This is a genomic window from Flavobacterium sp. ZE23DGlu08, assembly GCF_030505335.1.
In the GTDB taxonomy this organism is placed as follows: domain Bacteria; phylum Bacteroidota; class Bacteroidia; order Flavobacteriales; family Flavobacteriaceae; genus Flavobacterium; species Flavobacterium algoritolerans.
Window position 1 is genome coordinate 957,827 of sequence record NZ_CP130045.1, and the last position, 26,922, is coordinate 984,748.

26 protein-coding genes are annotated in these 26,922 nt (G+C 34.7%); 14 read left to right on the plus strand and 12 right to left on the minus strand.

Going from position 1 to position 26,922, the window contains the following annotated elements; translation table 11 throughout:
- Positions 1-2 precede the first annotated feature (2 nt).
- The 5 genes from Q1W72_RS04225 to Q1W72_RS04245 all read left to right on the plus strand — a co-directional run bounded on the left by Q1W72_RS04225 (position 3) and on the right by Q1W72_RS04245 (position 4,779).
- Positions 3-1,487, plus strand: a complete 1,485-nt coding sequence (locus tag Q1W72_RS04225; protein ID WP_099716070.1) for a cryptochrome/deoxyribodipyrimidine photo-lyase family protein — start codon at positions 3-5, stop codon at positions 1,485-1,487.
- Between the two features lie 103 nt (positions 1,488-1,590).
- Positions 1,591-1,824: a TIGR03643 family protein gene (locus Q1W72_RS04230; RefSeq protein WP_099716381.1), complete on the plus strand. Its 234-nt coding sequence runs from the start codon at positions 1,591-1,593 to the stop codon at positions 1,822-1,824.
- A gap of 50 nt (positions 1,825-1,874) precedes the next feature.
- The gene (locus tag Q1W72_RS04235; RefSeq protein ID WP_099716071.1) at positions 1,875-2,558 is read left to right on the plus strand and encodes an SDR family NAD(P)-dependent oxidoreductase; all 684 of its coding nucleotides are present in this window, start codon (positions 1,875-1,877) and stop codon (positions 2,556-2,558) included.
- 166 nt (positions 2,559-2,724) lie between these two features.
- On the plus strand, positions 2,725-3,336 hold the full coding sequence (folE, locus tag Q1W72_RS04240; RefSeq protein ID WP_233550004.1) for a GTP cyclohydrolase I FolE: 612 nt from the start codon (positions 2,725-2,727) through the stop codon (positions 3,334-3,336).
- A 24-nt stretch (positions 3,337-3,360) separates the two neighbouring features.
- Positions 3,361-4,779, plus strand: coding sequence for an SDR family oxidoreductase (locus tag Q1W72_RS04245; RefSeq protein WP_099716072.1), 1,419 nt, complete (start codon positions 3,361-3,363; stop codon positions 4,777-4,779).
- 81 nt (positions 4,780-4,860) lie between these two features.
- Here Q1W72_RS04245 and Q1W72_RS04250 read toward each other — a convergent pair whose 3' ends face one another.
- From Q1W72_RS04250 to Q1W72_RS04280, 7 genes are all read right to left on the minus strand, one after another.
- Positions 4,861-6,156, minus strand: coding sequence for a deoxyribodipyrimidine photo-lyase (locus tag Q1W72_RS04250; RefSeq protein WP_099716073.1), 1,296 nt, complete (start codon positions 6,154-6,156; stop codon positions 4,861-4,863).
- Positions 6,156-6,617, minus strand: coding sequence for an SRPBCC family protein (locus tag Q1W72_RS04255; protein WP_099716074.1), 462 nt, complete (start codon positions 6,615-6,617; stop codon positions 6,156-6,158). The genes Q1W72_RS04250 and Q1W72_RS04255 overlap by 1 nt, the downstream gene beginning before the upstream one ends.
- A 273-nt stretch (positions 6,618-6,890) precedes the next feature.
- The gene (locus Q1W72_RS04260) at positions 6,891-7,331 is read right to left on the minus strand and encodes a sterol desaturase family protein (RefSeq protein WP_099716075.1); all 441 of its coding nucleotides are present in this window, start codon (positions 7,329-7,331) and stop codon (positions 6,891-6,893) included.
- Positions 7,332-7,378: 47 nt separating this feature from the next.
- The gene (locus Q1W72_RS04265; RefSeq protein ID WP_099716076.1) at positions 7,379-8,218 is read right to left on the minus strand and encodes a phytoene/squalene synthase family protein; all 840 of its coding nucleotides are present in this window, start codon (positions 8,216-8,218) and stop codon (positions 7,379-7,381) included.
- Position 8,219: 1 nt separating this feature from the next.
- Positions 8,220-9,695 carry an NAD(P)/FAD-dependent oxidoreductase gene (locus Q1W72_RS04270; RefSeq protein ID WP_302137443.1) on the minus strand — a complete coding sequence of 492 codons (1,476 nt, stop codon included), beginning with the start codon at positions 9,693-9,695 and terminating at the stop codon, positions 8,220-8,222.
- Between the two features lie 36 nt (positions 9,696-9,731).
- Positions 9,732-10,631 (minus strand): MerR family transcriptional regulator, encoded by a 900-nt coding sequence (locus Q1W72_RS04275; RefSeq protein ID WP_199074811.1) that lies wholly within the window; start codon positions 10,629-10,631, stop codon positions 9,732-9,734.
- A 71-nt stretch (positions 10,632-10,702) separates the two neighbouring features.
- A complete protein-coding gene (locus Q1W72_RS04280; protein ID WP_099716078.1) occupies positions 10,703-11,665 on the minus strand; it encodes an ion channel in 963 nt (320 codons plus the stop codon).
- 283 nt (positions 11,666-11,948) lie between these two features.
- On the opposite strand from Q1W72_RS04280, the gene Q1W72_RS04285 reads away from it, so the two are divergent.
- From Q1W72_RS04285 to Q1W72_RS04310, 6 genes are all read left to right on the plus strand, one after another.
- On the plus strand, positions 11,949-12,584 hold the full coding sequence (locus Q1W72_RS04285; protein ID WP_302137444.1) for a phosphoribosyltransferase: 636 nt from the start codon (positions 11,949-11,951) through the stop codon (positions 12,582-12,584).
- Positions 12,585-12,623: 39 nt separating this feature from the next.
- Positions 12,624-13,271, plus strand: coding sequence for a dienelactone hydrolase family protein (locus Q1W72_RS04290; protein WP_302137445.1), 648 nt, complete (start codon positions 12,624-12,626; stop codon positions 13,269-13,271).
- Positions 13,272-13,331: 60 nt separating this feature from the next.
- Entirely contained in the window at positions 13,332-13,769 is a 438-nt protein-coding gene (locus tag Q1W72_RS04295) for a VOC family protein (protein ID WP_302137446.1), read from the plus strand.
- Between the two features lie 86 nt (positions 13,770-13,855).
- Entirely contained in the window at positions 13,856-14,749 is an 894-nt protein-coding gene (locus tag Q1W72_RS04300) for a dienelactone hydrolase family protein (RefSeq protein WP_099716082.1), read from the plus strand.
- 387 nt (positions 14,750-15,136) lie between these two features.
- Positions 15,137-16,588 (plus strand): ATP-binding protein, encoded by a 1,452-nt coding sequence (locus Q1W72_RS04305; RefSeq protein WP_302137447.1) that lies wholly within the window; start codon positions 15,137-15,139, stop codon positions 16,586-16,588.
- A 275-nt stretch (positions 16,589-16,863) separates the two neighbouring features.
- Entirely contained in the window at positions 16,864-18,750 is a 1,887-nt protein-coding gene (locus Q1W72_RS04310; protein ID WP_302134830.1) for an IS1634 family transposase, read from the plus strand.
- Between the two features lie 151 nt (positions 18,751-18,901).
- On the opposite strand, the gene carB is transcribed toward Q1W72_RS04310, so the two are convergent.
- Both carB and rpmH read right to left on the minus strand, forming a co-directional pair.
- Entirely contained in the window at positions 18,902-21,757 is a 2,856-nt protein-coding gene (gene carB / locus Q1W72_RS04315) for a carbamoyl-phosphate synthase large subunit (protein WP_302137448.1), read from the minus strand.
- Positions 21,758-21,914: 157 nt separating this feature from the next.
- The gene (gene rpmH / locus Q1W72_RS04320) at positions 21,915-22,076 is read right to left on the minus strand and encodes a 50S ribosomal protein L34 (protein WP_007136275.1); all 162 of its coding nucleotides are present in this window, start codon (positions 22,074-22,076) and stop codon (positions 21,915-21,917) included.
- Positions 22,077-22,240: 164 nt separating this feature from the next.
- On the opposite strand from rpmH, the gene Q1W72_RS04325 reads away from it, so the two are divergent.
- Complete coding sequence (locus tag Q1W72_RS04325; protein WP_099716085.1) at positions 22,241-22,756, plus strand: hypothetical protein; 516 nt, start codon at positions 22,241-22,243, stop codon at positions 22,754-22,756.
- Positions 22,757-22,933: 177 nt separating this feature from the next.
- Here the strand turns inward: Q1W72_RS04325 and Q1W72_RS04330 are convergent, their stop codons facing one another.
- A complete protein-coding gene (locus Q1W72_RS04330) occupies positions 22,934-23,827 on the minus strand; it encodes a lytic transglycosylase domain-containing protein (RefSeq protein ID WP_099716086.1) in 894 nt (297 codons plus the stop codon).
- A gap of 41 nt (positions 23,828-23,868) precedes the next feature.
- Complete coding sequence (locus Q1W72_RS04335) at positions 23,869-24,537, minus strand: alpha/beta hydrolase (protein WP_099716087.1); 669 nt, start codon at positions 24,535-24,537, stop codon at positions 23,869-23,871.
- Positions 24,538-24,650: 113 nt separating this feature from the next.
- Here Q1W72_RS04335 and Q1W72_RS04340 point away from each other — a divergent pair, with 113 nt between their 5' ends.
- Both Q1W72_RS04340 and Q1W72_RS04345 read left to right on the plus strand, forming a co-directional pair.
- A complete protein-coding gene (locus Q1W72_RS04340; RefSeq protein ID WP_302137449.1) occupies positions 24,651-25,367 on the plus strand; it encodes a pirin family protein in 717 nt (238 codons plus the stop codon).
- Between the two features lie 29 nt (positions 25,368-25,396).
- Positions 25,397-25,681, plus strand: coding sequence for a GNAT family N-acetyltransferase (locus Q1W72_RS04345; RefSeq protein ID WP_099716384.1), 285 nt, complete (start codon positions 25,397-25,399; stop codon positions 25,679-25,681).
- Between the two features lie 61 nt (positions 25,682-25,742).
- Here the strand turns inward: Q1W72_RS04345 and Q1W72_RS04350 are convergent, their stop codons facing one another.
- Entirely contained in the window at positions 25,743-26,906 is a 1,164-nt protein-coding gene (locus tag Q1W72_RS04350; protein WP_302137450.1) for a hypothetical protein, read from the minus strand.
- Positions 26,907-26,922 lie beyond the last annotated feature (16 nt).

Below are 26,922 nucleotides of genomic sequence, written 5' to 3' on the forward strand. Positions count from 1 at the left end.
AAATGAATACAAACAAGAAACATATCAATGTGGTTTGGTTTAAAAGAGACCTTCGTTTACAGGATAACGAAGCGATTTTTAATGCCCTAAAAACTAACACTCCTACTTTGTTGCTTTACGTATTCGAAAAATCTTTAGAAAATGATTCGCATTACAGCCCGAGACATTGGAATTTCATCAAACAATCGCTTGTAGATATCAACAAACAACTGGAACAATCGAATACACATGTTTTAGCGGTGTCTTCTGAAGTGCTTCCGGTTTTCAATACCCTACAAGAAATCTATAAAATAGACACGGTTTTTTCGCATCAGGAAACGGGACTAAAAATCACTTATGAAAGAGACAAAACCTTCAAACGTTTTTGTAAAAACAATCAAATAAATTGGGTTGAAAACACCAATAACGGAATTTTTAGAGCGTTAATAAACAGAACAAACTGGGTTTCAAAGTGGGAAAAATACATGAATGAACCACAATTCATTTTTGATTCGAAAGCAGAAAATTTCCTCGATACAGAAGCAATAACCGAACTCGAAAAAGCATTAGAAAAGACAAATTTAGAAACTGTTCCGGATACTATTTTTCAAAAGGGAGGTAGCACAATGGCTGGCAAATATTTACAAAACTTCTTTGACGAGCGCTATCATAATTATAGTTCGCATATTTCGAAACCTTTATTGGCTCGAAAAAGTTGCAGCAGATTATCCCCATACATTGCTTGGGGAAATCTATCATCCAGACAAGTTTTGCAAAAAGCAGCTACGTTCCGATTGACGTGCAGCCATAAAAAACAAATTGATTCTTTTATCTCCAGACTTACTTGGCAGGCACATTTCATTCAAAAATTTAAAATGGAAGAAATCATGGAGTTTGAAAGTGTCAATAAAGGTTTTCATTCGATGAAAAAGAAAGTCAATGAAAATTATATTGAAGCTTGGAAAACAGGAAAAACAGGATTTCCGTTAATCGATGCTTCCATGCGCTGCTTGAATGAAACCGGTTATTTGAACTTTAGAATGCGTGCCATGTTAGTATCGTTTTTTACACATAATCTATGGCAGCCTTGGCAAGAAGCCACACAACATTTATCACAAATGTTTTTGGATTTTGAACCTGGAATTCATTTTCCGCAGTTGCAAATGCAGGCTGGTGAAACCGGAATCAATATGTTACGTATATATAATCCAATAAAGAACAGTTACGAACACGATCCTGATGGTGAATTTATAAAAAAATGGGTGCCGGAATTACGCAATTTGCCACGAGGTTTTATACATGAACCATATAAAATGACCTATTTAGACCAGAAATTTAATGATTTCGAAATAGGCATCAGCTATCCGAAACCAATTGTAAATATGGAACGAACGAGGAAATTTGCCAGTGATTTTTTATGGAAAATGAAGAAAAATCCATTGGTAAAAGAGGAAAGTTCACGCATATTAAAATTACACACCATGGCCGATATTGGCGACAGTGAATAATTTTTCAAAAGCAATCTCAAAAACAAAAGCAATTTCAAATAAATAAAATATCGTGACTGTAAAAAAAGAACTTACCGATTTAGACAAAGACCGAATCATAGAAATGGCTTGGGAAGACCGAACCACTTTTGATGCGATTTTAATGCAATTTGGATTAAAAGAACAAGAAGTAATCGACCTGATGCGTACCGAAATGAAACCTTCGAGTTTTAGAATGTGGCGCGAAAGAGTGCAAGGCCGCAAAACAAAACATGAAAAATTGAGGGATTTTCGAGAAGGGCGTTTTAAATGTACGATGCAAAGACAAATTAACAACAACAAGATTTCTAAGCGATAAAAATTAGGGTTTAGCGAACCGTAATCTATTAAAACAACAACATATAAAAAATGAAAAACATAGTAATCATAGGTGGTAGTAAGGGAATTGGCAGTGCCATTTTGTTGCAACAATTAGAGACAAACATGGTGTACAACATCAGCCGAAACGCTCCAGATATCACACATCCCAATCTGAAACACTTTTCTGCAGATGTTTTGCAGGATGCACTTCCGGAAATTGAAACTATTGATACCTTGATTTACTGTCCGGGTTCTATCAATTTGAAACCCATCGGAAGTCTTAGTATCGATGATTTTAGAAATGATTTTGAAATTAATGTCATTGGCGCAGTAAAAGCCATTCAGAAATATTTACCTGTTTTAAAAAAGGGAACTAATCCATCGATTGTTTTGTTTAGCACCGTAGCCGCAAAATTAGGAATGCCGTTTCATGCTAGTATTGCTACCGCAAAAGCAGGAATTGAAGGATTAGTGAAATCGCTGGGAGCAGAATTGGCTTCGGTAGTACGCATCAATGCCATTGCTCCCACGATTACCGAAACATCACTTTCGGCAGGTATTTTAAGAAATGATCGAATGAAAGAAAATATGGTGGAACGCCACCCGATGAAAGGTTATTTGAAACCGGAAGAAGTAGCGAATATGGCAAACTTCCTGATTTCGGAAAATGCGAAATCAATCTCAGGTCAGATATTCGAGATGGATTACGGAATAGTGACTTTTAAAATCTAAAGAAGTTGTTATTTATCATCTAGAAAATAAGTTTTTAAACCATTAAGGAATTAAGTTTATTTAGAAAGTGTACTTAACTTTTCTTAATCTCTTAATGGTTTATAAAAAAAATTAAAAACATCCAATAAAATAATTAGCCAAACTTAATATTGAAAGACAGAACACCATGATAAAAGAAATGAAAAGTTACGAAAAAATCGAACAATACGATACTGAAATAACGGAAGCTTTAGCTGATAATTATAGAGTAATAATTGAAAATTTAGGAGAAGATGTAACTAGAGAAGGTCTTGAAAAAACACCGGAACGTGTTGCCAAAGCCATGCAATATTTAACTCATGGTTACGGATTAGATCCATTAGAGATATTAAAATCGGCAATGTTTACCGAAGACCATCAACAAATGATTGTGGTAAAGGACATCGAAGTTTACTCTATGTGTGAACACCATATGTTGCCGTTTTTTGGAAAAGCACATGTCGCTTATATTCCAAATGGAAAAATTGTAGGTTTAAGTAAAATACCAAGAGTCGTAGATGCTTTTGCCAGAAGAATGCAAGTACAAGAACGATTGACAGACCAGATTAAAAACTGTATTCAGGACGCTTTGAATCCACTTGGTGTAGCGGTTGTGATTGAAGCCCAACACATGTGTATGCAAATGCGAGGGATTCAAAAACAAAACTCAGTTACCACAACATCATCTTTCACCGGTGCTTTCGAAAAAGACAAAACCAGAAAAGAATTTATCAGTTTGGTTTCTAATAAACTGAGTTAATTTTTATCATTTAAACACAAAATCATGAAAATTCTCTTAACAGGCGCAACAGGTTATATCGGGAAGCGACTTTTGCCTTTGTTGGTGGCACAAGGACATGAAATAATCTGTTGTGTAAGAGATAAAAACAGGTTTTATTGTCCCATAGAATTTCAAAAAAGTGTTACCGTAATTGAAGTCGATTTTCTCAAACAAGAAACATTGACAGCCATTCCAGATGCAATTGATGCCGCTTATTATCTGATTCATTCCATGTCAGGATCCGCTAATAATTTTGATGAATTAGAAAGTGTATCAGCATTGAATTTTGTGCAACGATTGAATGAAACCAAAGCAAAACAAGTTATTTATTTGAGCGGCATTGTCAATGATAAATCGCTGTCCAAACATTTATCATCGAGAAAAAAAGTAGAAGAAATTTTAAATATTGGAACGTTTGCCACGACAACTTTACGAGCTGGAATTATTGTAGGTTCCGGAAGTGCATCGTTCGAAATCATTCGGGATTTAGTGAATAAATTACCCATTATGATTACTCCAAAGTGGCTCAATACAAAATGCCAGCCGATTGCAATTCCGGATGTTCTTGATTTTTTATCCAAATCTTTATTAAATCCGCTTACCTACAATCAGAGTTTTGACATTGGCGGACCGGATATTTTAACGTACAAAGAAATGCTTTTGGGTTTTGCAGAAGCAAAAAAACTAAAGCGATGGATTTTTACTGTCCCAATAATGACTCCAAAATTATCCTCTTATTGGTTGTATTTTGTAACCTCAACATCGTATAGACTCGCATCAGCACTGGTTAGCAGTATGAAAGTCGAAGTGGTTTGCAGTGATAACCGAATCAATGCTTTATTGAATGTTACACCTATGACTTACAAACAAGCGCTTTCCCGTGCTTTGATAAAAGTAGACGAAGACAAAGTAGCTTCAAGTTGGAAAGATTCCTTAATCAGCGGGCGTTTTAGCAGCAATATGTCGGAATATTTAAAAGTTCCAAAAAAAGATTGCTACATCGACCGCCGTAAAATGGAAATCATTGACCGCGATTTTACCATCAGCAGAATCTGGTCCATCGGTGGCGATTCGGGTTGGTATTATGGGGATTGGCTTTGGGATTTACGAGGTTTTATAGACAAATTATACGGTGGCGTGGGTTCCCGAAGAGGAAGAACGAATCGTCATGATATACATTCTGGTGATGCCTTAGATTTTTGGCGCGTTTTGTATGCCAATAAAGAAGAGGGAAAACTAATCTTATTTGCCGAAATGAAATTACCAGGTGAAGCTTGGTTAGAATTTAAAATTATCGGAAATACTTTGTATCAAGCGGCGACTTTCAGACCAAAAGGAATTTGGGGAAAATTATACTGGTATTCTGTTTTACCGTTTCATGGATTTATTTTCGAGGGAATGCTGAAGAAATTAATTCAATAGTAAACAAATATCCTTTTCTGTACCTACTGGAAAAAGGAAATACAAATTGAACAGGTTATCAATCTGTTCAATTTGTATCTTTTATTTTAAAATTCCGGCCTTGTAAGTTGCAATCGCTCTGTCTCTAGCCATGGCGTGTTCTACCATTGGTTTTCCATATCCTAAATCAAATTCTGGAATCCATTTTCGGATGTAGATTCCTTTTTCGTCGAATTTTTTTTGTTGAATTTCCGGATTAAAAACACGGAAATAAGGCGCAGCATCACAACCGGTTCCTGCTGCCCATTGCCAGTTTCCTACATTGGCAGACAATTCGTAATCCAATAGTTTTTGAGCAAAATAAGCCTCACCCCATTGCCACTGAATCAATAAATGCTTGCAGAGAAAACTCGCCACGACCATTCGGACTCTGTTGTGCATGTATCCTGTTTCATTGAGCTGACGCATTCCGGCATCAACCATAGGATATCCAGTTGTTCCCGAACACCATCGCTTGAAATCCTCTTCATCATTGCGCCACTGAATCCCATCATACGCTGATTTGAAGTTTTGCGTAACAACTTTTGGGAAACTGAATAAGATTTGCATGAAGAATTCTCTCCAAATCAATTCACTCAAAAAAACATCATTTTTATGAAATGCCCAATTGACTAATTTTCTGACGCTTACGGTTCCAAAACGCAGATGTGGCGAAAGATATGAGGTTTTGTCCAAGGCTGGAAAGTCCCTTATATCGTGATAATTTACAATGAATTTTAAATTGTGCGGCTTTACTTTTATTGGACTTTCTTCGAAACCTATTTGTTCCAATGTTGAAAAAGTAAAACTATTTTTATGAAAATTAGAAAACATATCCGTGGCATCGTATTCTGGAACCGGAGCCATTGATTTGTATTTTTCTAACCATTTATTTTTAAAAGGAGTATAAACCGTGTACGGCAATCCATCAGCTTTTGTGATTTCTTTCTCTTCGAAAATTACTTGGTCTTTAAAAGAATAAGTGATGGTATTGTTAGCTTCCAAAATCTCACAAATAACAATGTCTCGTTGTATTGCGTATGGCTCGTAATCTTTGTTGAAAAAGACTTCCTTAACATCAAATTCTTGAATCAGCGATTGCCAAACTTCCAGAGTTTTTCCCTTTTTTACCAAAAGAGAACTTCCTATTTCTTGTAATTGCGTGTTTATTTTCGAAAGTGATTCGTGGATGAAACCTACTCGAGCATCGTTTTTTGGTAAACTGTCTAAAATGGAATCATCAAAAATAAACAATGGAATAACCGGGCATTTGGATTTTAAAGCATGGAATAATCCAATATTATCTTCTAAACGCAAATCGCGTCTGAACCAAAAAAAAGATACTTCTTGTTTCACCATTATTTTGAGTTAAACATTTGATCTACCATAACACGTCTGTGATCAAAGATGGCTTTCAATTTATTCTTTACGATAAGTGTGTTCATAATGCGACCGATGAAACCCAAAGGCAACGCATAATGAACCAAATCAGTCATTTTCACTCCGTTTTCAGTAGCTTCAAAAAAATGTTTGTGATGCCACAGTGCGTAAGGTCCAAAACGTTGTTCGTCTATAAAATAACTATTCTCTTTTACGAATGTAATTTCAGTAACCCAAGGCAATTTCAATCCCAAAAGTGGTGACACTTTGTATTGTATTATTTGCCCTGCGTACATGGATTTATTATCGAAATCAGTGATTTCGAAACCCATCGTTTCTGGTGTGATTTTTTGAAGATTACGTGGACTGGAGAAAAAAGCCCAACATTCTTCTAAAGTTGCATTTACATGCTGAACGGTTTCTTTTTTATAGAGTTTCATCTAAAAATATTTAAGATTTTTGATTAACGATTCTTGATTTAAGATTTTCAAACGTGCTTTTAAGGATTTTCAGAAATCTGCTCCCGAAGCTTCAGGACAAAAATCATTAATCTTCATCCAAAAATCTCTTTAACTTTACGGAATTGTGCGTGAGGGATGGCAGTGGAGCTCTTTTTATAGGTGGTCTCGTTTTTTTGAACGAGACTACCTATAAAAAAGCGGGAACGTACAGCCCGACCAGCTTTTTCAGCGGGTCACGCCCAAATGGAATTGTTACATTTTATAATACTTGAAAGGCACAAATAACATTCCGAAACACTCGCCGTGTTCCTTACCCAAATGTTTGTGATGTACTTTGTGTGCTTTTCGCAAGCCTATTAAATACTTGTTATTGGTGTTTTTGAACCACTTAAATCGTTGGTGAATTAAGACGTCGTGAATCATGAAATAACAAAATCCATAAAATGTGATTCCGAGTCCAATGAAAAACAAATAATTCATTCCGCCTTGCACGCCAAAGTAGAAAAGAACGATGCTGGGAATGGCAAAAATCACAAAAAAAATGTCATTTCGTTCGAAAACATTGGCGTATTTAGGTTGGTGATGATCGGCATGAAAATACCACATCAAACCGTGCATAATGTACTTATGCGTAAGCCAGGTCACACATTCCATGAAAAGGAAAACACCCAAAAAGATTAAAAAGGAAATCATTGTTTTTTTATTTAATTAAAAATATACTTTTCAAAATTGGTATTATTTTATACCAATTTTAATTTATACGTCACAAAAGATTGCGCCAAAAGACCCGCTTTAGTATAATTAGAAACTCGAATTCTTGCATTTCCAATTTCATGACAAGGCGTGTTTTCTAATTTTTTCAATAGTTTTTTGTAATACACAAATGCGGTGTAAACGCCAAACTTAGCTTCAATTGGCAATTTCACAATTCCTTGATAGGCGACTTTAAAATCTTCTTCAATTTCATTGATGATTGCTGTTTTAGCTTTTTCATCGAATGAATTCAAGTCTACACCTGGAAAATAGTTTCGGTTCAAAACCAAATTATCATCTTTCAAATCTCTCAAAAAATTAACTTTCTGGAAAGCAGAACCCAATCGCATGGCTTCGTCTTTTAGTTGCTCATATCGATTATTATCACCGGCAACAAAAACCTTAAGACACATCAATCCAACCACATCAGCGGAACCATAAATATATTCATCATATTCGGCTTTGCTGTTGTAATCGGATTTGATTAAATCTAATTTCATACTTCTCAAGAAAGCTTGAATTAAATCATCCGAGATATTGTATTGTTTTACCGTTTGCTGAAAAGAATTCAAAATTGGATTCAGACTGATTCCTCTATCCATTGATTTGTAATACTCATCCTCAAACTCCGTGATTAAACTTTCTTTATCGAAACCGTGAAATGAATCTACAATTTCATCTGCAAAACGAACAAATCCATAAATACTATAAATGGCATCTCTTATACTTGGCGACAACATGTAAACCGCCATAGAGAAAGAGGTGCTATAGTTTTTTGTAACTAGCTTGCTACATTTAAAAGATACATCATCAAATAATTGCTTCATATTATTGCTCTGAAAATTGCTTATTAATTAATTCTGACACTAATTTTCCAGAAATTAATGCTGGCGGAACACCTGGTCCCGGAACGGTCAATTGACCTGTGAAATATAAATTCTTTACTTTTTTACTTTTTAATTTAGGCCTCAAAAAAGCGGTTTGCAATAATGTATTCGCCATTCCATATGCATTTCCTTTATAAGAATTGTACTCTGAAACAAAGTCGTTTTTGCAAAATGATTTTTTAAATATAATATTATTTTTCACGCTTTGCTGTGTTAACGTTTCAAAACGATCTATTATTTTTTCAAAATATTCTTCTCGTAATGCATCAGTATCATTGATTCCTGGAGCCAGAGGCACTAAGAAAAAGCCAGATTCCATTCCTTCGGGAGCAGCAGTTTTATCTGTCACTGATGGAAAATTGGCATAAAACAACGGTTCACTTGGCCATTGTGGTTCATCATAAATATCCTTGGCATGCTGATAAAAATCGACATCAAAAAACAACGCGTGATGCGAAATATTATCTATTTTTTTATTGAAACCAACATAAAACAATAATGACGAAGGTGCAAAAACTCTGCTGTTCCAATATTTCTCAGAATACGCACGATGTTCCTGATCCAATAATCTTTCAGTATGATGGTAATCGGCACCGCTCAAAATCAAATCAGATGCAATTGTTTTGCCATTTACCACTAAAGCCTTAGCTGTTTTATTCTCAACAATTATCTTTTCAATATTTGAATTCGTGTGAAACGTAACTCCTAATTCTCTTGCTAAACTTTCCATGGCACGAACCACATCAAACATTCCAGTTTTAGGATGCCAGGTTCCAAGACCAAAATCGGCATAATTCATAAAACTATAAAACGAAGGCGTATCGGATGGTTTTGCACCAAGAAACAAAACTGGGAATTCCAGAATTTGAATCAATCGTTCATTTTTAAATTTCTTTCGAACATCTTTACTGATGTTGCTGAAAAACTGTCCTACTTTTTTAGCCGTTTCAACGGTTATTAACTCCAGTGGAGAAACTCCCGGACGGTATACTAAATCCTTTATGGCAATGTCATAATTGCTTTTGGCCTCAGCCATAAAATCATTTAATATTTTTCCGCTACCTTTTTCAATCGCTTCAAAAGCAAATATTATATCGGTTAAATTATCCGCAATGGTAATGAAATCATCGATTCCGTAATACACACGATACGCCGGTGATAACTTTATTAACTCGTAATAATCAGAAGTTTTTTTATCAAAATCAGCAAAAAAACGATCGAACACATCTGGCATCCAGTACCAACTAGGCCCCATGTCAAACGTGAAACCCTCCATTTTTAATTGTCGTGCTCTTCCGCCAATTGTTGCATTTTTTTCATAAACGGTAACATCGTGACCGCTTTGCGCTAAATAACAGGAAGCAGCAAGCGAAGAAAACCCAGAACCTATAATTGTAATTTTTTTTATTTCTCTCATTTGTTTAGCAAATATACAAAAAGTTTAAACAAAAAATCAAATTTCATTCACTAATTCAGAAATGGAATTGAAAATTGATATTTTATCTGAAAGCCCTTCTTTGTTGATAAACTCCACCAAACGTCCAGTATACCATAACTCTGTATTCTCATCTAATAATTCATCTGCCATTTTTTGGATGTATTCATCCAAAATATCTCTTTCAGGTTGCACCGTGAAATACGAAATAAAAATAATTGAGTCAAAATGCTTTTTCAAATCTTTCAAATTACTGATAGGCATACTTTCACCCAGATAAATGGTTTTGTAACCCAGTAACAGAATTTCATAATTTAAATACATCAACCCAAGTTCATGAATTTCATTCATTGGCAGCGAAAGCACAAAAACTTTATCGTTTTTAGTTTGCTTCAAAACTTGAAGTTTCTCCGTATTAATGAGTAGTTTTTGCTTGATTAAATAGCTGATAAAATGCTCGTGGGCTGGTGTTATCGTATCAGATTGCCATAACAATCCCAGTTCATTCATCAAAGGGATGAAGACTTGAAGAAATACTTCTTTGAATGATTTTTCAGCAATCAACCAATTGTATGTATTGAAAAATAACTCTTGGTCAAAATTCATCATTGCCATCTTAAACTCACTGATAGCATGACTTTTGGCCGTTTTGTTCGAAATTATTTCTCGTACAAGAGAGGGTATTTTTTCTTGTGGATAAGTCGCTATTTTTGAAATTTTATAGCCATAGTCATGTAGCAAAGTAATGTTTAATAGTTTCTGCAAACTAGCCAAATCGTACAATCGGATGTTAGTATCAGTACGCATCGGTTGAAGAATATCGTATCTTTTCTCCCAGATTCGTATAGTGTGTGCTTTAATTCCTGAAAGATTTTCAAGATCTTTTATACTAAACACACTTTTTATATTGTTTATCATTTGTCTAAATTTAATAAACAAATGTAAAATAAATTTTATTATAAATTTGAAATAATTTGAAAACTATTGCATTAGTCTAAAGTGACGCTGTAAAAAGCATTTAATTTGTCTAAATCAAGAACTGTTTTTGAATTATCAGTACTTCGAGTGTACATAGGTTCAAATTTTGCTCCGTAGATAACTTCCTCAAAAGTATACGAAGTACGAATGGCAACCGTATTACTAAACATATCATCAAAGGTTTTTATAAAAACAAGGATTTCTCCATGGATACTATCAAAATCTTCTTTGGTTAAGTTATATAGCGGACTATTTTCGGTTATGGGATGAACCAAAGTCCAGCTTAAGGTTAATGCATTTATTCTTTCCAATTCTAAATCTAAAGAATAGAATTTATTTGTTTTTGCACCATTTTCTTCCACACTCATACCGAGTGTCATTTTGGCTTCAGCATCAGTAAAATTAGTGTTTTTAAAAGGTGTAATTCTTATCATTAAACCCTTTATTTCCCCATAAGGAGCAATCAGGGCATTGTGAGAAAATTTCAAAAAAGCGGTGGGCTTGCTAAAACGTCCAAAAAATAAACCGGTAGCAATGGCAAAACTCAGCAATCCTATCAAAGCCTCGGCAGCTGCTAATAAACTGGTCAAAAAACCGGAAGGACTAATGTGTCCGTATCCCACGGTTGTAAAAGTTTGCGCACTAAAAAAATAAGCCTGACCAAATTGAACCCAATTTGAACCTGAAGCATCAATCCCATTCAGATTTTCGATTCCAATGGCATAATACAGTAGCGCAAATAGAAAATTCATACCCACGTAGAACAACAAAAGAATCAACATGAATTTCCATCTTGGTAAATCAATCATGGTATGATACCAACTAATGCGATGCAAGAGATGCATGCCTCGTTTCTCTACATTAGCCGTTCCATTTTTATTCACAAAACGCCCACCATAGTTATTGGCATTTACTCCAAAACCAGTATTGGTATCTGCCTTAGCTTTTGAATTTATTTTCTTCATTGCAGTTATTGCTATTCATTTGTTGTGAGGTAAAAATAGCAAAAAAAACGCTTTGTAAATAAGAAGTAATTTTACCTTTCGTATATGTCATTCCTTAATCCAACTTGTTTTTATAACGCTATTCGTTCATTTGTACCCTCCTTTTTTTATTTATCACTAATGTTTCTTTTTAAGAACATTTTTTTGCATAACTGCTGTTTTTAATGCTAAAATATTTTTAAAACACAATTATAATTAATTGAAAATCAATACCTTTATGTGTGATTTATTCTTTCACACAAAACTTTAAGCTATGTTTGACGAGATCTTAAAAGATAGAATTGAGGCGGGTTTATTGCTTTCGGAAAAACTAAAAAAGTACCAGAATAGCAACACTATAGTACTTGCCGTTCCCAGAGGCGGAGTACCTGTGGGATATGTAATTGCTAAAAATTTGCACCTCCCTTTAGATATCGTTCTTTCAAAAAAAATAGGACATCCCAATAATAAAGAATTTGCGATTGGTGCCGTCTCTTCAGAATCTATGATTCTTGATGAACATCCAAATATCCCTAGAAAGTATATCGACAGTGAAATTATTCGGCTGCGGCAATTAATGAAACATAAATACGAGCTCTATATGGGCAATAGAAAACCGCTGGATGTAAAAGGTAAAAATATAATTTTAGTAGATGACGGCATCGCTACAGGAAATACTTTGCTTGCCAGCATAAATATGCTTCGAAAAAAAAATCCGGAAAAAATAATCGTGGCTACACCCGTAATACCCTATGAGAACGTGCCTGTATTTGAGAAAAATACCGATGAATTTATCTACCTGATAGCTTCGAAATATTTTACGGGTGTAGGCGGATTTTATGAAGTATTCAATCAAGTGGAAGATGCCGAAGTGATAGAATTGTTGCGACTTCCTATTAGCACAGAATAATGTCATTTTTAAAATACAGTTTCATATTTAAAACTTGAAATGATGGAAAAATTAGATTTAGACATTCCTTTATCATCTGTCACATTGAAGGGAGATTTGATAATTCCTGAAAACGCAAGAGGAATCGTTATTTTTTCTCATGGAAGTGGCAGCAGCAGATTCAGTTCCCGAAACAGAATGGTAGCTGAGTTGATACAAAAACAAAACATCGGCACATTCCTTTTTGACTTACTCACCGAGGAAGAAGATGAACTGTATGAGAACCGATTCAATATTGATTTATTAAGCGACCGATTAATCGAAACTACGCAATGGTTGATGGACTATAAAAGCACTACGGATTTACCAATTGGTTATTTTGGAGCCAGCACGGGAGCTGCATCGGCGTTGCGAGCAGCGGCTTATTTCAAGACAAAAATTAAAGCTGTCGTTTCCCGTGGCGGACGACCCGATTTAGCCATTATCGAATTGCCACAAGTAACCGCTCCCACTCTACTGATTGTAGGCGGTCTTGATGTTGCAGTTATCGGGATGAATAAAATAGCCTACGATCAATTAGAAACCGTAAAAGAAATGAAAATAATTCCCGGAGCCACCCATCTTTTTGAAGAACCCGGAAAATTACTTGAAGTAGCTGAATTAGCAATGGTTTGGTACAAAAGGTATTTAACAACAAAAGACGATTAATACCGATTATAAATTTGGAAAAAAATAAAGAAGCAAACAATCCTTTAAATAAAAAATATCATGGTAACAGTTAATACGTATATCACTTATAATGGGAATTGCGAAGAAGCATTCCTGTTTTACAAATCAGTTTTTGGTGGTGAATTTTCTTATTTTGGAAGATTCAAAGAAATGCCAATGTCAGAAGGCAAAACCTGCCCTCCCGGAGATGCTGAAAAAATAATGCATGTTTCTCTGCCTATTAGTGACGAAACAGCAATAATGGGAAGTGACAGCTTCGAATCTTTTGGGGCAAAAACTATTTACGGAAATAATTTTTCACTTTCCATCAATGCCGAAAGCAAAGACGAAGCCGATAAAATGTTCCAAGCCCTTTCAGCCGATGGAAAAGTCATCATGCCTATGGAAGATGCTTTTTGGGGTGGCTATTTTGGGACATTCACGGATAAATTTGGGGTAAACTGGATGATAAATTTTGAGAAAAATCAAGGGGAGTAAATCAATTCGTATACTGCAAGTAAAATTCCTTCATTGGGACTTTACTTGCTTTTTTTTCCTAAATTAGTTGAATCAAAATAAATGCTATGAAAAAACTAACCAAAGAAGATATCAGTCAGGAAGTATTTGACTTATACGATGATTACGCCCATAACAAAATTGAAAGAAGACAATTCGTCGAGAAACTATCCTTGTTTGCGGTAGGAACACTTACGCTACCGTCACTTCTGAGTTTTATGACACCCAATTATATCGATTCTATTTTGATAAAACCTGGTGACCCAAGGTTGAAATCAGAATTTATCACCTACGATTCTCCAAAAGGGGGAGGAAAAATAAAAGGACTTTTATCCCAACCCACAGGAACCAAAAAGAAATTACCGGGAATCATCGTCGTACATGAAAACCGTGGACTGAATCCGTATATTGAAGATGTAGGACGAAGAGCCGCTGTGGAAGGATTTATTACTTTGGCTCCTGATGCTTTATCGCCTTTGGGCGGTTATCCCGGAAATGATGATGCGGGAAGGGAATTACAAAAAAAACGTACTCGTGAGGAAATGCTCGAAGACTTTATTGCAGCATACGAATACCTAAAATCCCACAAAGATTGTAATGGCCGTATTGGCGTAGTAGGATTTTGTTTTGGCGGTTGGATTGCCAATATGATGGCGGTAAAAATCCCAGATTTATGTGCCGCAGTTCCCTATTACGGAGGACAACCCACTGCTGCCGAAGCCGAAAAAATAAAAACACCTATCCTAGCGCAGTATGCCAGTTTAGACACGCGCGTAAATGAAGGCTGGCCCGCTTTTGAAGCCATCCTTAAAAAGAACAAAGTAGAACATACCGCTTATTTCTATGAAGGAGTGAATCATGGTTTTCATAACAATACCACTCCCAGATATGATGAAAAAGCTGCTACTTTATCTTGGACAAGAACCATAGATTTTTTTAAGGAGAAATTGAAGAAGAAATAATTTCAGAATACTGCTATTTAAAAGTCCCGTGATTGGGGCTTTTTTTAGGTCTGGTGTTGAGTATTTTTTATATTGGTAATAAACCCGTTGGGGTTAATTAATAAATTGTTTAAAATATAACTTTTCAAGTTAAAATTACATCAAAATAGAAATAAAAATGTCAGTCTGAGCCTGTCGAAGACCAAAAAAGATACACTTCGACAAGCTCAGTGAGACAATCTTTATCAAATTGATCTTTAAAAAATAATTACACCCAACGGGTTTGGTAATAATTTTAAATTCAATAAAAATCCAATATCTTATTTGATTAAAAAATGTATATTTACATCTGATCAGTAAATAAAGCCCTATTTTAAAGGGTTTCTTATTTGACACTTATTTGACAATATGGAAGAAATCGAATTAAAATCATTAATAAAAGAGCTTGTAACCTTTTCTCAAGAAACCGAATGGGTTGAATTCAAGTTGAACTTTCATTCTAATGAAGAAATAGGAGAAAGAATTTCAGCCTTAGCAAATGGTGCTTGTTTAAATAATAAACAAAATGGGTTTTTAATTTTTGGAGTCGAAGACAAAACCCATACAATTAAGGGAACAACATTTAAAGTAAAATCGGCAACTCAAGGAAAAGAGGAACTTGAAAATTGGCTAATTCAACGTTTAGATCCCCGTATCGATTTTAAAACTTATGAATTTTTTTATTCGGAGAATATCCGAATTAGTATGTTTGTTATTCCTGCGTCTATTAATTGTCCCGTCAAGTTCCTTAATCAAGCTTACATTAGAATTGGTAGTTATACGAGATTACTTAAAGATTTTCCAGAAAAAGAAGCAAAAATTTGGAATAGAAAAACCAAAGATAAATTCGAGTTGCAATTAGCTAAAGAAAATATTGATGACGACACAATCATTTATTTACTTGATACTCAAACTTATTTTGATTTACTGAAACTTCCTTATCCATCTAATAGACAAGGAGTAATCGATAAATTCATTTCAGAAAACTTAATCATTAAGAAAACTACAAAATACTCAATTACAAATTTAGGTGCCATTTTATTCGCTAAAAACTTAGAAGACTTCCCGAATTTAAAAAGAAAAGCAATTAGAGTTATAGTTTACAAAAACAATAATAAGATTGAAACAATTCGTGAGCAAATTGGAGGAAAAGGATATGTATCAGGCTATCAAGGATTAATTGATTGGGTAAATAGTCAACTACCAGCAAATGAAGAAATAGGTAAAGCATTTCGAGATGATAAAAGAATGTATCCAGAAATTGCTGTGAGAGAATTATTAGCTAATGCAATAATCCACCAAGATTTTGAGGAAAAAGGATTTCCTATGGTTGAAATTTTCTCGGATAGGATAGAAATTACAAATCCCGGAATTCCCTTAATTACTCCAGAGAGATTTATTGATGAATACCAATCTAGAAATGATACCCTTGCAGATTTAATGAGACGATTAGGAATATGTGAGGAAAAAGGAAGTGGAATTGATAAAGTAATATCCTATAATGAAATTTATCAACTTCCGGCTCCAGAAATACTTATTCAAGAGAAGCATACCAAAGTAATTATGTATTCTTATAAAACTCTAAATCAAATGGATAAAAAAGATAAAGTAAGAGCTTGTTATCAGCATTGTTGTTTGAGATATGTTTCAAATGACAAAATGACTAACCAATCACTAAGAGATAGATTTAAAATTGAAGATAAAAATGCTGCAATAGCTTCTAGAATTATCAAAGAAGCTTTACTTGCAAAAGTTATCAAAGAAGATGATCCCGAAAGCAATTCAAGAAAATATAAAAAATACGTCCCTTTTTGGGCATAATTCTTATTTGATGGTTATTTGATAATTGATGACTTTAAAAATACAAACAACTGAAATTCAACAATTTTTTATTTGACATTTAACCCAACTTGCAGGGTTGAATGACGATAAAAGTTAATTAATTGTTAATTACATCATTTTAACAATCATTTCTGTAAGTTTTTATTTAAAAATTGGTATTTTTTGTATTCAAAACAGGTGTTTTTTAGGTAAATTCCGTTTTGTAGTCCCCAGCAAATCTTGTCTTTAATGGGGATATTTCCGATTTTTACTAAATGTATTTCAAATCTACTTTTCGTCGAAATCCTGAAACAGGCAAAATGGAATCCTACTACCGATTGGTAGAGAGTTTTCGTGATCAAAACGATATTGTTAGAAACAGAACTATTGTAACTGCTGGATTTATAGACCATTTAACGGCTGAGGAATTGAATTATATCCAGAAAAAATTGACTGAAAAACTCAATGGAAAAAACAGCTTGTTTGAAGATGATTTTCAAGAACATCTTTGGGAGTATATTGATGAATTGTATTCCAAAATACTAAAATCAAACAAAATAGATAATTCTCATTCTTCCCAAAAAGACATTCACAGTGTAGATTTGAACACACTAAAACACACTGAAGCACGTGAACTAGGAGGTGAATGGATGAGTTTGCAAACATTGAAGCAACTAAAAATAGACCAGTTTTTATTGGATAAAAATTGGCCGGAAGAACAAGTTCAATTGGCACTCACTCAAATTATAAGCAGAGCCGTTTATCCCGCGAGCGAAAACAGAACCAGTAAATGGATAAAAGAAAATTCGGCTATTTGTGAATTAACCGCTTATCCTATCAAAAAAATAACAAAGGATAAATTATATCAATCTGCCTTAAATTTGTATCAAGTTAAAGATGAGATGGAAAAATATTTGTCTCAAAAGACCAATGAATTATTTGATATTGAAGATAAATTTTATTTGTATGACCTAACCAATACCTATTTTGAAGGTCAGAAAAAGAACAGTGATTTAGCTCAGTACGGACGTAGCAAGGAAAAGCGAACCGATGCCAAACTAGTTGTTTTGGCAGCTGTTGTAAATGTAGAAGGCTTTTTGAAATATTCCAATATCTACCAAGGGAATATGGCCGATTGCAAGACCTTGTCCGATATGATTGATAGCCTTCGTGAGGCTACGAGTGAGTCCACAAAAAAGGCTTTGGTGATTATGGATGCTGGTATTGCCACTGACGAAAACTTGAAATTGGTGACAGAAAAAGGATATGATTATTTATGTGTAAGCCGTACTAAACCCAAAAAATATGCCTTAAAAAATGAAATCCCTACAATAGTTTATGACAAAAAAAATCAGAAAATAGAGCTGAATGAAATTGAAGGTGAAGAACAAAATCAGTGTGTTTTCAAGGTGAAAAGCGACATGAAAGCAATGAAAGAACGTTCAATGAATCGCAAATTTAAAACCCTTTATGAAGACACATTAACCAAACTTGCCAATGGATTAGCCAAAAAATCGGGGATAAAAAAGCAAGAAATTATAAATCAAAAAATAGGGCGATTGCAACAAAAATATCCCTCAATAGCCAAGCATTACCAAATTGATTTATTGGTTGACCAAAAAACGAGCAAGGTAACTTCTATGAAATGGGAGGTCAAAGAAAGTCAAATAAATCAGAAAAAAGAACATGGCGTTTATTTTATAAAAACGTCTCTAAAAGAAAGGGATGAGCAAACAATTTGGAGAATATACAATTGCATACGAGAAATTGAAAGTACTTTTAGAACGTTAAAAACAGACTTGGATTTACGACCTATTTATCATCAGAACGATGAGTCAACTATGGCACATTTAAACCTTGGATTGTTAGCCTATTGGATCGTAAATACGATTAGATATCAACTAAAAGTAAAAAAAATAAATCACGATTGGCAAGAAATTATGAGAATTGCAAATACTCAAAAGTTAGTTACAACAGAGATAAAAGATGTACTTGAAAACACAATCGAAATTAAGAAATGTTCAGAGCCAAGCCCTAAACTAAAGGAAATTTACTTAGCCCTAAACTATAAAAAATGTCCCTTTACCAGGAAAAAATTTGTAGTCCCCAAATCTGAAATCCTAAAACAAGATTTCCTTTTTAAACAAAGGTTTACAAGCTAAAGTCTGCAAGTTGGGTTAAAACTATTGACAAAATATAGAATTCGTTGGGATAAATGTCTCCGACTTTGACCCCGTAATTATTATCAAACAAGAAACACTATTCAACAAAAAAAGCCCCAAACGGGGCTTTTTCAATATATACATTCAAGTTTTATTTACTCAAATACATTTTTCTTCTGGAGTACAATTCGTAGAATTGATCGTCTTTCAAGTCATCAATAAACAAGATGCTTTCTCCTGTTGATTTCATTTCTGGTCCTAATGCTTTGTTTACATTTTGGAACTTGCTGAAAGAGAAAACTGGTTGCTTGATCGCATATCCTTTCAACTGTGGATTGAATTTGAAATCGGTTACTTTATTGTGACCTAACATTACTTTAGTAGCATAGTTTACATAAGGTTCTCCGTATGCTTTTGCAATAAATGGAACAGTTCTAGAAGCTCTAGGATTTGCCTCGATAATGTAAACCGTATCATCTTTTATAGCAAACTGAATATTGATTAGACCTACAGTTTTTAACGCTTTAGCAATTTTAACGGTATGATCTTTTATTTGTTGCATCACAAATTCTCCTAAGTTAAAAGGAGGCAAAGTAGCATTACTATCTCCAGAGTGTACTCCGCAAGGTTCGATGTGCTCCATAATTCCTATGATGTACACATTACCATCCGCATCACAAATTGCATCGGCTTCCGCTTCGATTGCTCCGGCCAAATAATGATCTAACAGCAATTTATTCCCTGGAATTGTTTTCAATAAATTGATAACATGCTCTTCCAACTCTTTCTTGTTGATTACGATTTTCATTCCCTGACCACCTAACACATACGAAGGACGAATCAATAATGGAAAGTCTAAAGTATCTGCTAAGGCAGAAGCTTCATCAGCTGTTTCAGCAATCCCGAATTGTGGGAAAGGAATATTCAGATCAGTTAACAATTCAGAGAAACGTCCTCTGTCTTCGGCTAAATCAAGTGCATCAAAGCTGGTTCCTATAATCTTTACTCCGTATTTAGAAAGCTTTTCAGCCAATTTCAAGGCTGTTTGTCCACCTAATTGAACGATTACACCTTCTGGTTTTTCATGCTGAATGATGTCGTAAATATGTTCCCAGAAAACGGGTTCGAAGTATAATTTATCAGCTGTATCAAAATCAGTCGAAACTGTTTCCGGATTACAGTTAATCATAATCGTCTCATAACCACATTCTTTTGCTGCCAAAACTCCGTGAACACAAGAATAATCAAACTCGATTCCTTGTCCAATTCTGTTTGGTCCTGAACCTAAAACAATGATTTTCTTTTTATCAGTTACAACACTTTCGTTATCTACATAACGTTCGCCGTTTGCTTTTTCGATTTCAGCCTCAAAAGTAGAGTAGTAATATGGTGTTTTAGCTTTGAATTCTGCGGCACAAGTATCAACCAATTTAAAGACGCGGTTGATGTTCTTATCCATACGCAACGTATGCACTTCACTTTCCAGACAGTTCATCATGTGAGCAATTTGTCTGTCAGCAAAACCTTTTTGTTTCGCTTCAAGCAACAATTCTTTTGGAAGATTCGAAACTTTATAGTTCGAAATTTCTTTCTCTAAAGTATAAAGTTCTTCGTATTGTTTCAAGAACCACATATCGATTTTAGTGATTTCATGAATACGGCTCAATGGAATTCCCATCGCGATAGCATCATAAATCACGAAAACACGGTCCCAACTTGCAAAAGTCAGTTTCTCGATAATTTGTTCGTAGTTAGTGTATCCTTTCCCGTCGGCACCCAAACCATTTCTTTTGATTTCCAATGATTGAGTCGCTTTGTGCAAGGCTTCTTGGAACGAACGTCCAATACCCATTACTTCACCTACGGATTTCATTTGAAGTCCTAACGTTCTGTCAGCTCCTTCAAATTTATCAAAGTTCCAACGTGGAATTTTAACAATCACATAATCCAAAGTCGGTTCGAATAAAGCCGAAGTCGATTTGGTAATTTGGTTTTGTAATTCATCTAAATTGTAACCTAAAGCCAGTTTAGAAGCAATTTTTGCAATAGGATAACCCGTTGCTTTTGATGCCAAAGCTGAGGAACGAGATACACGAGGATTGATTTCAATCGCTACGATATCTTCTTTATCATCTGGTGAAACGGCAAACTGCACGTTACAACCTCCTGCAAAATTTCCGATACTGCGCATCATCAAGATTGCCATATCACGCAACTTTTGAAAAGTCGTATCTGATAATGTCATTGCTGGTGCAACCGTGATGGAATCTCCGGTATGAATTCCCATTGGATCCATATTTTCGATAGAACAGATAATAACAACATTGTCATTTTTATCTCTCAATAATTCCAATTCGTATTCTTTCCAACCTATTAAAGCTTTATCAATTAAAACTTCATGAATGGGTGACATTTCTAATCCGTAGGTTAGTTTTTCGTCAAATTCTTCTTTGGTATGTACAAAAGCTGCTCCAGTTCCCCCAAGTGTAAACGAAGGACAAATTACTAACGGGAAACCAAATTCCTGTGCAATTTCTTTTCCTTCCAAGAAAGAAGTAGCCGTTTTTGCAGGTGCAGTTGGTACATTTATTTTTTGAAGCAATTGCTTAAATTGCTCTCTGTCTTCGGTAATATTAATGGCGTTTACATCAACCCCGATTAATCGTACTCCGAAATCTTCCCAAATTCCTTTTTCATCTGCCTCCAGACACAAGTTCAAAGCGGTTTGTCCACCCATTGTAGGTAAAACGGCATCGATTTGAGGATGTGCTTTAAGGATTTCAATAATTGACTTGGTCGTTAATGGCTTCAAATAAATATGATCGGCCATACTTGGGTCGGTCATAATCGTTGCCGGATTGGAGTTTATCAAAATAACTTCAATTCCTTCTTCACGAATAGAACGGGCAGATTGCGATCCCGCATAATCAAATTCGCACGCTTGACCAATAACAATAGGACCTGAACCTATTATTAAAACTGATTTTATAGATGTATCTTTTGGCATTGTATGGTATTATTGTGTTGTGTAGTTGTTGTCTTCAAAAGATTAAAGTTACTGAACTCAAACCCTTTAACTGTAAATCTTAAACTTTTTTTAACGAATAGGTATAAAAAAAGGCGATACTAAAAAAAGTAACGCCTTATTTATGTTTATAGAAACATTATTTTTTGTGTCTTGGTTCGCAAGAAACAGTCAATTTATGTCTTCCTTTAGCTCTTCTACGCGCAAGAACTTTTCTTCCATTTGCAGAAGCCATTCTGTCCATAAATCCGTGCTTATTTCTTCTTTTTCTTTTCGATGGTTGAAACGTTCTTTTGCTCATTGCTTTGTATCTTTAAAATCTTATTTATATGTCTTCCTATTTTTGAATAACTGTTATTCTAAAACCGAGTGCAAATATACAAAGACTTTTTTTTCTCACAAGCAGTTTTGTAAAAATATTTTCAATTCATTTTACTATATTTGTCATCTTAAAATAATCACACTATGTTTCACAGAAATATTAAACTTATTATCGCCGGACTAATTATCATTACTGGCATTTGGCAATTCACGGAAAGCAATATCGGTAATGGAATTTTCCTTATATTATTGAGTGCAATTCCTATTTTCCTTTACTTTAAAAACGAATTCATCTTATTAGCCTTCTTAAAATTAAGAAAACAAGATTTTGAAGGAGCCAAAAAATGGTTGGCTTACATCAAAAACCCGGAAACAGCTTTGGTAAGAAAACAACAAGGATACTTTAATTACCTACACGGAATCATGCTTTCGCAAACCAATATCAATCAAGCAGAGAAATTTTTCAAAAAAGCAATTGAACTGGGATTATCAATGGATATGGATTTGGCTGTAGCCAAATTAAACTTAGCCGGAGTTGCCATGACACGCAGAAGAAAATTAGAAGCTACTACGTTATTGAATGAAGCCAAAAAATTAGACAAACAAAACATGTTGAAAGATCAGATTGTCATGATGAAAGAACAAATGAAAAAAATATAATTTTTTTTATAATTATCGAAAAAGGGTCAAATGATACACATTTGACCCTTTTTTATTTGGTTATATCCTAAATTTTTGGAGAACAAAGCTACTCCCCATTTTTTATTAACCATATAAGAAATATAAGTTTTTACGTGGGTTATATTTCCTTAAATGCTTTATATAGTTTAAGAATAGTTAATATCCTTTTAACGGAATTTCGATTTGGTATTTTTTACCGGTATCATTTATTAGTTTCGTTTCTCTGAGCCAAGGGTTGTGAATTTTTAAAATCTTATAGTTAATCCCTTGCCCTTTTGCAAAATCAGCCAAATCTGTAATCGTACTGTCTATTTCGATTTTCTTGGTTGGTAACGTTGCATATAAATCTTCGGAAGCAATTGTAAATCCATATTTTACGGGATTCTCCATGATTTCTTTCAAGGCTAAAATCCTAAAAACATAGCGAGACGTTTCTTCGGTAAGCAACAAATCGTAATAATTCGTCACTTTTTGAATGTCAATTTGTTTATTGACACCCGTCATTCCTCCGTTATAAGAGGCTGCCGCCAAAGTCCAGCTTCCAAATTTTCCTTTGGCACTCAAAAAATAACTGCAAGCTGCTTGCGTTGATTTTTCTAAATCATAGCGCTGATCCACATTTTCATTGACTTCCATTCCGCGTTCTTTAGCCGTATCCGGCATGAACTGCCAAATTCCTCTTGCTCCTGCTGGGGAAACCACATTGACCAAGCCACTTTCTATAACTGCCAAATACTTAAAATCATCCGGAATTCCGTTCTTTTTTAAAATAGGCTCAATTACAGGAAAAGCACGATTCGCTCTTTTTATAGCCAAAATAGTAGAAGCATGCAGATTTACATTTACCAGCAATTCCCTATCCAAACGTTCTTTTACATCTGATATTTTTAAAGGTGTTTCCTCGCCTGCAAAATCTAATTTCACAGGAAAATCACCCGCTATTTCTTTTGCAACCTCTTTTTCCTCTGTCGGATTTTTAGCGGCAAAAATAAATACACTACTCGCAAAAATCACGGTAAGGATTATGGCAGCTTTATTAATCAATTTCATCTTTTCTTTTTTAGACCTTTCATATAGCTATAAAAGTGCGTTTACTTCTTTTCTGTTCCCAATATAATGGAAGGCAAATTTTCATTCAACCATTTGTACTTATTCAAAATCATAATGTGCGTCCCTCCTTTTACAACGACACAATTCTTGATATATTTTATAGGAAATACATCATCCATATCTCCATGGATGTGGATTACATTCTCGTCAACAACCGTTCTATCCCATAAAATCACCTGTTCCACTGCCCAATTCAAATAACGAATATCCCTAACCGAGAGAAATTTCTCGTATAGCTTGAGCCTTTGGTTTACTTTTTCGCCAAAGGAAAACTTAGCAAGACTTTCAATATTTGCTATCAGATTCATGGGAATTAATTTATAAGCTTTGGTAGTTTTAGCAATTTTCATTCTTCTGGGAAATTCCACATTACTTTTGACACTCGAAATAATAATTATTTTTCTGGCTTCGACATATTTAGCCATTTCCTGTACCAAAATACCTCCGAACGAAACCCCAATCAAAACCGGATTCGGATGCGTAATTTTATCTGCAATTCTCTTGGCATAATCCGTCAAAGACTCATTATTAAGAGGGATTTCCCACTCCAACAAGACTATTTCAAACATTTCTTCGGGAAGTGCAATTCGCTCAAAAATGGTTGTACTTGCCGCTAATCCCGGCATTAAATAAACTGCGATTTTACTCATAATTGTTTTAACTATTTTATAACAAAATTCAGTCTTTTTATGGCGAATTTTGTATAAAAATAATTTTTTTATTCAAACCCTATTCACTTTTCACTTTATATTATCAATAATTTATGACTACACAACTATTTAAATCAAATACAAGAGGCAAGGCCGATTTTGGATGGCTTAAAGCCAATTTTTCTTTTTCTTTCGGAAATTATTTCAATCCAGAACGCGTACAATTCGGAATGTTACGCGTTTTAAATGACGATACTATTGCGGGCGGATCAGGTTTTGGTACTCATGGCCATGCCAATATGGAAATCATCACTATTCCGCTCGAAGGCGGGCTGCAACATCGCGACAGTATGGGAAATGAAGGTGTAATTGGTTTTGGAGAAGTGCAGGTAATGAGTGCCGGATCTGGAGTAGAACATTCTGAAATGAATGCCAGCCAGAAAAACGAAGCAAAAACACTGCAATTATGGGTTTTTCCTGACACCGAAAACGTGGCTCCAAGATATGACCAAAAATCATTTGATATTGAAAATCAAATCAATACCTTTGTAAACATCGTTTCGCCAAAGGATAAAAATGACGGAAATGCACTTTGGGTTTACCAAAAAACCTTTTTCCATTTAGGCATTTTCGATAGCAATACCACCACTAAATATGAGGTTAAAATCCCTAAAAATGGTGTCTATTTATTTTTGATTGAGGGCGAAATAGAAGTGAATAATCAAACTTTGAAGGCAAGAGATGCCATGGGAATAACCGATTTTGATCAATTCGAAATTAAAATCAGTACCAAATCAAAAATACTATTGGTAGAAGTGCCAATGAATTAGCGTTAATTAGTATGGATACAGCAATCACTATGGAAATCAAAGACAATACTTTTTCAAGACAATTTGAAACTATAGTTGAAAAAGAATTAATCTCAGTTGAGTATTCTTTTCAGGAGAAAAAAATATTTCTGACAAAATTAAATGTACCGGAAACATTCAAAAACGAGGAATTCGTTTCTAATTTTCTAAAAAATATCATGGAAATTGCGATTGAACGAAAATTAAAAGTTGTTCCTATCCAGCCTAAAATAGTGGCGTTTTTCAAAAAAAATCCTGTCTACAAAGAGCTGTTGCCTCCTGGAATACGATTATAAAAAAAGGCTGTGTCATATAAAAACACAGCCTTTTTTATTTAATGAAAATTCAAAACCCGTATTAATTTCTATCCTTACCACGAGAAGGATTATTCGTTCTTTCCGGAGCCGATTTCTCCATAGGTCTTCTAGATGGAGCAGAACGAGCTCCTTCGTTTTGTTGACGACTTGACGGCGCATTGGATCGAGATGGACGTGCAGTTGCAGGATTATCTTGTCGGCTTCTTGGAGCCGGTTGGCGATTTGTTGGCGATGCAGGCCGAACAGGACGCGCTGATGAAGGGTTTTGTTGACGATTTTCTTCTATATTTTGACGTCTTGTAGGTCTCATGGGCTGATCCGAACGGGAGGTTCGAGGATTTACAGAACGGTCGCCTCTCATTTGTTCTCGAGTTCTAGGAAGAACTGTTCCTTGCGGTCTTGTAAAACTTCTTCCTTGATAGGTATCTCTATAAACATTATTGACTCTGTTTCTCCTTACCATCGGAGAACTGTTCCTTCTGGAATAATAATAGGAATACGCAAGCGGATATCGTACATATCCCACTCTGCGATAAAAATCATTTCTATAATAATGACGGTGGTAATCCCAATAATTATAGTAGTAAATGGGAGTCCATGCACGCCAATAAGACGGATAATAACCCCAACGCCACGGAGATATATAAACTACAAATGACGGAGAAAATAAATTGATTATTATTGGCCAATTGTTAACATATAAAACTCCATTCCAATAATTACCCGTGTACGTTCTTTCATAACCTAAATAGCCTGGATTTGGCGCATACCCATCCCCTGCTGAAGGTTCCAGAATATAATCTTCACCATACAATTCTTCATCGCCTATAATTTGAATAACAACCTTCCCGTATCTATTTTTATTGGCTTCTATAACGGCCACATCCTGATATTCAATTCTATTTACCGCTACGCGAAGGACTATTGAATAAGAATCGCCTTCTCTATAACTAACTACCTGAATATAATCGACATAGCCATCATTATTCAAATCAAGATTATTAACATTGGTATCTTTATCATTAATTGCTCTTTCAAATTCTTCTAAAGTTTTTGATTTTTGAAAAATATCTAATACAGCATAAAGATTAAGGTTATCACCCGGCATACCCAAAGCTACCGGTCTGTTGTCTATTTGTGAAAACAGAGGCACACTAAACAGCGTAGTAGCTAAAAAGACTAAGGATAAAATTAATTTTTTCATGACTAAAAATTTTATA

Coding starts and splice junctions, on each gene's coding strand:
- Q1W72_RS04225 (WP_099716070.1), top strand. CDS start 3: ATGAATACAAACAAGAAACATATCAATGTGGTTTGGTTTAAAAGAGAC.
- Q1W72_RS04230 (WP_099716381.1), top strand. CDS start 1,591: ATGGCTTGGGAAGACCGAACCACTTTTGATGCGATTTTAATGCAATTT.
- Q1W72_RS04235 (WP_099716071.1), top strand. CDS start 1,875: ATGAAAAACATAGTAATCATAGGTGGTAGTAAGGGAATTGGCAGTGCC.
- folE (WP_233550004.1), top strand. CDS start 2,725: ATGATAAAAGAAATGAAAAGTTACGAAAAAATCGAACAATACGATACT.
- Q1W72_RS04245 (WP_099716072.1), top strand. CDS start 3,361: ATGAAAATTCTCTTAACAGGCGCAACAGGTTATATCGGGAAGCGACTT.
- Q1W72_RS04250 (WP_099716073.1), bottom strand. CDS start 6,156: ATGGTGAAACAAGAAGTATCTTTTTTTTGGTTCAGACGCGATTTGCGT.
- Q1W72_RS04255 (WP_099716074.1), bottom strand. CDS start 6,617: ATGAAACTCTATAAAAAAGAAACCGTTCAGCATGTAAATGCAACTTTA.
- Q1W72_RS04260 (WP_099716075.1), bottom strand. CDS start 7,331: ATGATTTCCTTTTTAATCTTTTTGGGTGTTTTCCTTTTCATGGAATGT.
- Q1W72_RS04265 (WP_099716076.1), bottom strand. CDS start 8,218: ATGAAGCAATTATTTGATGATGTATCTTTTAAATGTAGCAAGCTAGTT.
- Q1W72_RS04270 (WP_302137443.1), bottom strand. CDS start 9,695: ATGAGAGAAATAAAAAAAATTACAATTATAGGTTCTGGGTTTTCTTCG.
- Q1W72_RS04275 (WP_199074811.1), bottom strand. CDS start 10,631: ATGATAAACAATATAAAAAGTGTGTTTAGTATAAAAGATCTTGAAAAT.
- Q1W72_RS04285 (WP_302137444.1), top strand. CDS start 11,949: ATGTTTGACGAGATCTTAAAAGATAGAATTGAGGCGGGTTTATTGCTT.
- Q1W72_RS04290 (WP_302137445.1), top strand. CDS start 12,624: ATGATGGAAAAATTAGATTTAGACATTCCTTTATCATCTGTCACATTG.
- Q1W72_RS04295 (WP_302137446.1), top strand. CDS start 13,332: ATGGTAACAGTTAATACGTATATCACTTATAATGGGAATTGCGAAGAA.
- Q1W72_RS04300 (WP_099716082.1), top strand. CDS start 13,856: ATGAAAAAACTAACCAAAGAAGATATCAGTCAGGAAGTATTTGACTTA.
- Q1W72_RS04305 (WP_302137447.1), top strand. CDS start 15,137: ATGGAAGAAATCGAATTAAAATCATTAATAAAAGAGCTTGTAACCTTT.
- Q1W72_RS04310 (WP_302134830.1), top strand. CDS start 16,864: ATGTATTTCAAATCTACTTTTCGTCGAAATCCTGAAACAGGCAAAATG.
- carB (WP_302137448.1), bottom strand. CDS start 21,757: ATGCCAAAAGATACATCTATAAAATCAGTTTTAATAATAGGTTCAGGT.
- rpmH (WP_007136275.1), bottom strand. CDS start 22,076: ATGAGCAAAAGAACGTTTCAACCATCGAAAAGAAAAAGAAGAAATAAG.
- Q1W72_RS04325 (WP_099716085.1), top strand. CDS start 22,241: ATGTTTCACAGAAATATTAAACTTATTATCGCCGGACTAATTATCATT.
- Q1W72_RS04330 (WP_099716086.1), bottom strand. CDS start 23,827: ATGAAATTGATTAATAAAGCTGCCATAATCCTTACCGTGATTTTTGCG.
- Q1W72_RS04335 (WP_099716087.1), bottom strand. CDS start 24,537: ATGAGTAAAATCGCAGTTTATTTAATGCCGGGATTAGCGGCAAGTACA.
- Q1W72_RS04340 (WP_302137449.1), top strand. CDS start 24,651: ATGACTACACAACTATTTAAATCAAATACAAGAGGCAAGGCCGATTTT.
- Q1W72_RS04345 (WP_099716384.1), top strand. CDS start 25,397: ATGGAAATCAAAGACAATACTTTTTCAAGACAATTTGAAACTATAGTT.
- Q1W72_RS04350 (WP_302137450.1), bottom strand. CDS start 26,906: ATGAAAAAATTAATTTTATCCTTAGTCTTTTTAGCTACTACGCTGTTT.